The organism is Actinotalea sp. C106, assembly GCF_023630195.1.
Lineage (GTDB): Bacteria > Actinomycetota > Actinomycetes > Actinomycetales > Cellulomonadaceae > Actinotalea.
This window is the reverse complement of record NZ_JALPKN010000199.1, coordinates 1-5835: the sequence shown is the minus strand read 5'-3', so window position 1 is coordinate 5835 and position 5835 is coordinate 1. Positions and strand designations below refer to the sequence as shown.

Sequence of the window (5835 nt, the reverse complement as noted above, 5' to 3'; positions counted from 1 at the left end):
GAGCCGGCCACGGCGGCGAGCTGGAGCCCCAGCTCGGCGAGGGGGTCGAGCGCGGTAGCCGCGGCCGAGGGGGGGGCGTCGTCGAAGAGGGTCGCGGCCGGCGGGTGGTGCTCCTCGGGTCGAGGACCGTCCCACGGCCCTGGGGTCGCGCGGGCCAGAGCCGAGTCCTGGCAGCGGGCGCTGCGTCGCAGCACCGCGTGGCACAGGCGCAGGTCGTGGCACCGGGCCACCCTGACCCCCGCGGCCAGCAGCGGCGGGTACCGACGGGCGGTGTCGTCCCACACCCAGCGCGGACGCCCGGCCTCGCGGGCGGCGACCACGCCGGGCAGCTCGGCGCCGGCCACGCTTACCGAGGAGAGAAGGTCACCTGCGTCGGTGACCTCGTGCACGACGACGGCGCCCGGCCGCGTGGGGTCGTCGACGATCACCAGGTAGGTCACGCCCCAGTGTGGCGGCCACCACCGACGCCCGGTGCCACGCCCGGTGCCACAACGGGTGCCACACCGGGTGCCACCACGGGTGCGACACCGCGGTGGTCAGCGGCTCACGGCGTCGGCCCGGCCCCGGCCTGCAGGACCGTGTCCCGGCCGGCGACCTTCGCCCGGTAGAGGGCGGCGTCGGCCGCGGCGTAGAGCTCGGTCCAGGTGAGGTGACCGCGTGGCGTGTCGGCCACGCCGACGCTCGCCGTGAGGCCGAGGGGCTCGCCCCCGTGCTGGTAGGGGTGCTCCCGGATCGAGGCGTGCACCCGCCGCGCCCGGGCCGTGACGGCGGCGGGCTCACCCGTGGTGAGCACGGCGAGCTCGTCACCCCCCAGCCGCGCGACCGTGTCCTCGGCCCGGACGACGGCCCGGACCCGGTCGGCCACGTGCACGAGCACCGCGTCGCCGACGGGGTGCCCGTGGGTGTCGTTGATGGTCTTGAAGTGGTCCACGTCGATGAGCATCAGCCCGACGGCCTGCTCGGGGTGGGTGCGGCGTTCGCCGTGACGTGGCGCCGCGAGGGCACGCTCGGCGACCTCCTCGAGCTCGCGCCGGGTGGCCAGGCCTGTGAGCGGGTCAGCCGTGGCGAGGGCGTTGAGGCGGGCGACCAGCCGCTCCTGGTAGCCCACGAGGGTCACCAGGACCTGGGTCATCGTCACGAGCCCGGCGCCGACCAGGACCGCGTCGGAGACGGCGTCCTGCCGGGGCAGCACCGCCAGGGCCACGACGGCAGCGCAGAGCACCGACGTCCCGGTCACGGCCCACGCGAAACCGCGGCGGAAGTGCGCGGCCGCGAGCACCACGGGGTACACGTACCCGTACTGGCCCGCGGCTGTCGCGTCCTGGTTGACCAGCCCGATGCCCGCGACCATGACGACGCCGAGGGCCGGGATGGCGGCGTACCCGGCAGGTGGTACCCGCTCGGGTCTGCGCCAGCACGCCAGGGCGCCGGCCAGCAGCAGGGCCGCCACCGCGGTGGCGCCGAGGGCTGTGCCCGGCGTGGTCGTCTCGCGCCCGAGGGCCAGGGCGTGGACCTCCCAGCCGACGGTCACGACGAAGGCGATGGTCGTCACCGTGAGCAGGGTCCGGGCGGTCGCAGCACGGTCCCGCGGTGCGATCAGCGGCGCGTTCAACGGCATGACCGGCAGGTCGACCCTCATGCCTGATCATCGGCTGGTTCGGGCGCGTCATGATCAGGCGAACGGGTGATGCCGCCCTGGGGTGCGAGGACCGGGGCCAGGACCACGAGTGCGGCGGAGGCCAGCACGTGCCAGATCGCGTGCCCCTGGACCAGGCTCTCCGGGACGCACAACGGTCCCCCGGCACGGGAGAGGGTGCCGACGACGCCGCCGACGGCCAGCAGCCCGACGCTCCAGATGATCCGGGTCCTCGAGGCGGGGTCCCGGACCGCGCGCAGCACGGTGAGGCCCACCGCGAGGACGGCGAACCCCACCTGGGCGAGGTCCGCGGCCTGCGGGGCGAGCAGGATGACGGGGACCAGAGCGGCTGTCGGGCCGACCCACCACCACCACGGGCGTGAGCGACGCAGCAGCGTCGCCGCCGAGTCGGCCGCGACGAAGGCCAGGGTCGCGGCCAGCGGCAGGTCGTGGGCGAGGTCGGCGTACGTGGGGTCGGGGCCGTGGGCGATCACCGATCCGATGCCCACGCCTGCGACGAGCAGGGCGTACCCGGACCGGCCGCGCGTCGCCAGCACGATCACCAGGGCAGCCAGGACGAAGGCCAGGCTCGAGACGGCGGCGACCGGTTCGGCGAGCAGGCCCGGGGCGAGGGCCTCGCAGCCGGGGCCCGGGTCGTCGGCGGGGGTCGTGGTCATCTCGCGGTCACCTCGCCCGACCGTGGTTCGTGTGCTTCAGGTGGTGCGGCTGATCGACCGAGCCGTCGGGTGCTGCTCCAGGCGGCGAGGAGCACGCCGAGCAGGACCAGGACGTCCCCGACGCTGGCGGTGTTGGCCAGGGGCAGGGGAGCGGGCCAGGCGACGACGTCCCCGAGCCAGGGGAGGAGCGGCTCCTCGAGGACCGCCGCGTTGGAGAAACCCTCGCGGTGCGTGCGGCCCGCGGCGGCAGCGGCCGCTGGCGAGACGGGCAGCACACCGCCGTTGACGGCGATGCCCACGGCGTTCGACGCTGCCCCGAGCCCGACCAGGGGTACCCCGGGGATCTGCCGGTTGATCCACAGGAAGCCCAGGGCGAGGCCGTAGGTCGCGACGTGCAGCACGGCGACGAGGCCGCGGGGCAGCGGCGCCGTGAGGGCCAGCCCCTGCACCAGCAGGGTGACCCAGACGAGCCACGGCAGTCGCCAGCGGTGCAGCAGCAGACCCGCCGGCCAGCGCCCGGCGATCAGCGGGGAGAGGACGGCGACCACGCACGCCACGGCGAGGAGCACGGGTCAGCGTGGACCGGTCGGCGTCGGCACGACGACCTGACGCTCGGTGTTCAGCCGCTCGAGGATCGCCGCTGGGCTCGTGGGGCGGCCCAGGTGGAAGCCCTGGCCGATGCAGCACCCGAGGGCGTGCAGGGAGACCGCGGTCCCCTCCTCCTCGATGCCCTCGGCGATCACCCGCAGGCCCAGGTCACGGGCGAGGGCGATGGTCGAGCGCACGATGATGTAGTCGTGGCTGACCCGGCCCATGTCGCTCACGAAGGACCTGTCGATCTTGAGCTCGTCGACCTCGAGCCGCTTGAGGTAGCTGAGCGAGGCGTGGCCGGTGCCGTAGTCGTCCACGGCGATGGCGACTCCGAGGGCCCGCAGCGAGGCGATGACGGTGTCGACCCGGGCCGGGTCGGAGAGGATGCCTGTCTCGGTGACCTCGAGCACGAGGGAGGACGCCGGGACCTCGTGACGCAGCAAGGCCTCGGTGACCTGACGGGGCAGGGCCAGGTCGGAGAGGTGCCGGGCGGAGAGGTTGACCGCGAGACGGACGTCGTGCCCGGCCGTGCGCCAGCGGGCGAGCTCGGCGAGGGCGGTGTCGAGGACGTGGACCGTGAGCTCGGCGATCAGCCCGGAGTTCTCGGCGAGGGGGATGAAGTCGTCGGGGGCCACCGGCCCGCGCGCGGGGTGCTGCCAGCGGATGAGGGCCTCGACGCCCACGACGGTGCGTGAGGTGAGGTCGACCTGGGGCTGGTACTCGACGCCCAGCTCACCGGTCTCGATCGCCGAGCGCAGGTCGGCGAGGAGCTGGAGCCGTTCGACCGTGTTGACGTCGAACTCGCTCGAGTAGGTGGTGATCCGGTCGCGGTCGACCTTCGCCTGGTAGAGCGCGATGTCGGCGTTCTTCATGAGGGTCTCGGCGTCGGCGCCGTGCTCGGGCGCGACGGCCACGCCTGCGCTCGCGCGGACCAGCAGCTCGAGCTCGCCCACCCGCATCGGGTCCTCGAGCGAGGCCAGCAGGGCGTGTGCCGTGCGCTGGGTCTCCTCGAGACCACCGGTGACGACGACGGCGAACTCGTCCCCGCCGAGGCGGTGCGCCGCGCTCGGGTCGTCGAGGGAGGAGACGAGACGGGCGGCGACCTGTCGGAGCAGCTGGTCGCCCACGGGGTGGCCCAGGGTGTCGTTGATGTCCTTGAAGTGGTCGAGGTCCACCAGGACGAGCCCGGGGGCGGCCGAGGGCGTCCGGAGCGCCACCTCCTGGAGCCGGTCGAGCTCGCGGTACAGCCGGTCGCGGTTCCCGAGGGCGGTGAGGGAGTCATGCGTGGCCTGGTCGTTGCTCCGCACGGCTGAGGCTGCGGTCAGGTACACCGCGATGACCGGTCCGGCGAGGAGCGCGAGCACCCCGACACCCTCTTGCGCGACGAGGGCGGCGACGGCGCCGATCGAGAGCAGCACCACATGGGTGGCGCTGACGGACCAGCCGTCCTCCCTGATGATGGTGGCCACGGGGCGTCTGGTCGCCAGCGAGACGACGACGGCGACGAGGGCGCGATTCACCGCGATCATCACGACACCGGCCGTGAGGAGGGCGCCGAGGTGGTCGGCCTCGACCCGGTCGGGCCCTCCGAAGAACGGGACGTCGGTCAGGCTGGAGTACACGGCGCGGCCCACGACCACGCTCACGGCGTACTGGGCGGTGTTGAAGGCCGACTTGCGCAGCGGGCGCCGGTTGACGAGGTCGTCGATGAGGCTCGCGACGGCCTGGACCGCGACCGCGACGGCGACCCCGCCGAAGGCCATGAGCGCGAGGACGAAGGGGGTCGAGGTGGAGATCGTCTCCGCCGGGACCTCGGTCCGGGAGACGGGGAGCGAGCGGGTCTCCCCGATGACGGCGGCGACGGCGAGGAAGGCGATGGGAGCTGCTGCCGCGCTGGTGAGCGAGGGCCACGAGCCACCGACGACGGACGCGGTGAGCGCGGCAGCACCGAGCGCACCGACGAGAGCGACGTAGGCGTTGAGGAGCGCGGACGGGAGGGCGGCGTCGGTCGCCCTCCCGTCCGGGCCCCGAGGTCGCACAGCTACCACTTGTGCCCTGCGCCGACCACCGCCGCGGCGGCCACCAGGGTGGCTGCGCTCACGCTGATGCGTACGACGGTGCTGTTCTGCAGGATGCGCCACTTGTCCATGTCGAGCTCCTCGTCAGTCGATCGGCACCTCGCGGCCGTGGCCGCCCCTGCCCCCGGCAACCACCCCGAGCGGGTGGTGACGAGTGCGCTCGCCGTTCATGGGTGTCATCGGCCGGCAGGGGCGCGGCCTTGACTGATTCTCCCGTATCGATGTGACCAAGGTCTATGGACATGCCGCCGTCGAGTCACAGAGTTGGCGGCGATCCTGACTCTGACGCAGCTGTGTATGCAGAAGCCGTCAAGGAGGCCGTCGATCTGCCAACTTGGAGCAGTCGTGTATACAGAAGCGATTCGGTCACGTATCGTCAGGCCATGCGTGCCAGTGACCGCGTCTACCAGGCCCTGCGGGCCGAGATCGTCGCCTGGGACCTCGCACCCGGGACCGAGCTCAGCGAGGTCGAGCAGGCCGGGCGCCACGGCGTCTCGCGCACCCCCCTGCGTGAGGCCCTGGCCCGGCTGGTCGCCGACGGGCTCGCCACGTCGCGGGGACGCACCCTCGTCGTCTCGGGCCTCGACGCGGCCGACGTACGGCACCTCGTCGAGCTCCGCGAGGCTCTCGAGACCCAGGCCGCCCGGCTCGCGGCCCGGCGCGGCTCGTCGGCTGTCTTCACGGCGCTCGCGGAGCGCTTCGCGGCCGCACCTGCCCTCCTGCTCGACCACGACCCCGCCCGCACCGCCTACTACGCGGTGGTCGCCGAGCTCGACGCGGCCGTCGACGAGGCGATGGCCAGCCCGCACCTGCGCCGGGCCCTCGCCGGCCTGCGGCCCCACGTGGCGCGGAT

Annotated in this window: 5 protein-coding genes and 1 pseudogene; 1 reads left to right on the top strand and 5 read right to left on the bottom strand. The window is 73.8% G+C overall.

Annotation, left to right across the window (positions count from 1 at the left end; all coding sequences use genetic code 11):
* The 5 genes and pseudogenes from L0B03_RS12815 to L0B03_RS12795 all read right to left on the bottom strand — a co-directional run.
* A pseudogene (locus L0B03_RS12815) lies at positions 1–440 on the bottom strand (bifunctional 3'-5' exonuclease/DNA polymerase); the annotation flags it as partial.
* A gap of 104 nt (positions 441–544) precedes the next feature.
* The gene (locus L0B03_RS12810; RefSeq protein ID WP_250446336.1) at positions 545–1639 is read right to left on the bottom strand and encodes a GGDEF domain-containing protein; all 1095 of its coding nucleotides are present in this window, start codon (positions 1637–1639) and stop codon (positions 545–547) included.
* Positions 1636–2313: a ceramidase gene (locus L0B03_RS12805; protein ID WP_250446332.1), complete on the bottom strand. Its 678-nt coding sequence runs from the start codon at positions 2311–2313 to the stop codon at positions 1636–1638. Before L0B03_RS12805 ends, L0B03_RS12810 begins: the two co-directional genes overlap by 4 nt.
* Complete coding sequence (locus L0B03_RS12800) at positions 2310–2882, bottom strand: DUF5317 family protein (RefSeq protein WP_250446330.1); 573 nt, start codon at positions 2880–2882, stop codon at positions 2310–2312. The genes L0B03_RS12805 and L0B03_RS12800 overlap by 4 nt, the downstream gene beginning before the upstream one ends.
* A gap of 3 nt (positions 2883–2885) precedes the next feature.
* A complete protein-coding gene (locus L0B03_RS12795) occupies positions 2886–4943 on the bottom strand; it encodes a GGDEF domain-containing phosphodiesterase (protein WP_250446328.1) in 2058 nt (685 codons plus the stop codon).
* A gap of 422 nt (positions 4944–5365) precedes the next feature.
* Between L0B03_RS12795 and L0B03_RS12790 the strand changes: the two genes are divergently transcribed.
* On the top strand, positions 5366–5835 hold a 470-nt coding region (locus L0B03_RS12790), incomplete at its 3' end, for a GntR family transcriptional regulator (RefSeq protein WP_250446325.1).

Excerpts from the sequence above, each read along its gene's own strand:
- L0B03_RS12810 (WP_250446336.1), bottom strand. The coding sequence starts at position 1,639 with ATGAGGGTCGACCTGCCGGTCATGCCGTTGAACGCGCCGCTGATCGCA.
- L0B03_RS12805 (WP_250446332.1), bottom strand. The coding sequence starts at position 2,313 with ATGACCACGACCCCCGCCGACGACCCGGGCCCCGGCTGCGAGGCCCTC.